Below are 1,745 nucleotides of genomic sequence, written 5' to 3'. Positions count from 1 at the left end.
CAACCCGCCCCGACCACCCACCAGGGCAATCACACTCGTCCCACCCACCAAACCAACCAGCAAGCACCAGAAAAACACCTAAATCACCGGTATTGGGTCTAGATCGCTTGCCCGGCTTCCTCGTCCGTGGCCGGGGAGAGGCTGACGCGATGGGCGCGGTCGCCGACGACGCAGGTCAGGACGGCCGGGGCGAGGGGTTCGCCGGGCCGGGTGGAGCGCCAGGCGTGGACGGCGGACAGTGCGGCGGCCGGATCGACGCGGATGATGCGGCCGTCCGCGTGCCGGGGCTCGACGCGGACGGCGTGGACGCGTTCGTCGCCGCGGACCGCGAGCACGCACAGGTCCGGGGCGACGACGGCCGCGGCCGAGCGGCAGCCGGGGTACTCGGAGAGGGCGTGCCGGGCCCAGCCGGCGGCGCTCCACGCCATGTCCTGCGGGGCGTAGGACGGCGGGTCCGGACGGCGGTAGAGCAGACCGGCGGAGCGGGCGAACCGCTCACCGGCGGCGCCGTGTTCCACCGCCAGGTGGTGTCCGGGCAGGCCGGTACCGGCGGGACGCCGATCGATCCGGACGCTGTCCGCCGAGACCTCGGCACGCACGTCGAATGCCGCGGGCGTGCGGGAGGCGGGTGCCGGGAGCGGCAGCAGCCGGGGCTGCACGCAGTGGGCCGGCGGCGTGAGGCCGAGGAGCGCGTACAACTCGGTCCGCAGGAGCCCCAACGCCTCTCCCCGACCGGCGAAGGCGGCCCGGGCGGCCCCGCTCCCGGTGCCCGGCCGGTACGCCTCCAGCCTCTCCCGCACCGTTTCCGCGGGCCCCAACTCCGGTACGCGGAGCAGGAGTTCCTCCATCGGGCTGCCGGCGATCAGTTCGGTGCCGTCCCGGTGGACGTGGACCACCGGCCGGTCGTGGGCCGCGCAGAAGTACAGCGCCGTCGAGCCGTGGTCGGTGACGAGGGCGTCGGCGGCGATCAGTACGGAGGCCCATTCCTCGTGCGGCCTCGCGAGCACCATGCCCGCGTCGAGGGCCGGTGACAGCCGTTCGGCCAGTTCGTAGCCGCCGAGGAGGCTGTGTTCGTTGGGATGCACGATCAGTGCCAACTGGTATTCGTCGTGCGGAAGATGGGCGGCCAGCTCGGCCGGGAGCCCGGGGCGTCGGCGCAGCAGGGACTCCGGGCCCCAGGTAGAGGTGAGGGCGATCAGTTTGCGGGCCCCGGTGCCGAGCGCCGTCCGGTAGTGGTCGCGGAGGGACAACGAGGCGAGGACGCGTTCCAGGGTGGGGTCGCCGACGACCTTCGCCCGGTCCGCGGCCCGTGGGCTCGCCGCGGCCAGCCGGGTGATCTGGTCGGGGTGGGCGAGAGCGTGCAGCGCGGTCGGCGGGGCGTTGCCGGCCGGCATCAGGAACTCCGGGTCCAGCCCGGATGCCGAATCGGCCGAACCCTCGGCCGGAATCGACTTGTTGAACCCGGCGCCGTGCGGGAGCAGTACGTGGTTGCCGCGCAGCAGACCCAGTTCACCCTTGGGACTCGCGGCGAGAACCAGGTCGTACGTGCGCCGGCACGCCTCGTCCCAGGGGATCGTCCGCCCACCGACGGCGTCGATCACGGACAGCGCGTCGGCATCGAATTCGGAACCCGGCACCAGGGCGAAGAGGCGGGTGATGCGGTCGTCTCCGGAAAGGGCCGGAAGCGCGTCGAGGAGACGGTACAGAGCCACCGCGGACCTGGCCGCGAGAAGCACGACCCGTCG

Annotated in this window: 1 protein-coding gene; it reads right to left on the bottom strand. The window is 73.1% G+C overall.

The annotated features are described in order from the left end of the window. Positions 1-98: 98 nt before the first annotated feature. The coding region (locus tag ACFYW1_RS38790; protein ID WP_389004514.1) for a translation initiation factor 2 at positions 99-1,745 on the bottom strand (1,647 nt) is incomplete at its 5' end.

Source organism: Streptomyces sp. NPDC002669, from assembly GCF_042889165.1.
Taxonomy (GTDB): Bacteria; Actinomycetota; Actinomycetes; order Streptomycetales; family Streptomycetaceae; genus Streptomyces.
Note: the sequence above shows the minus strand (reverse complement) of the source record. Positions and strands in the feature narration are given on the sequence as shown.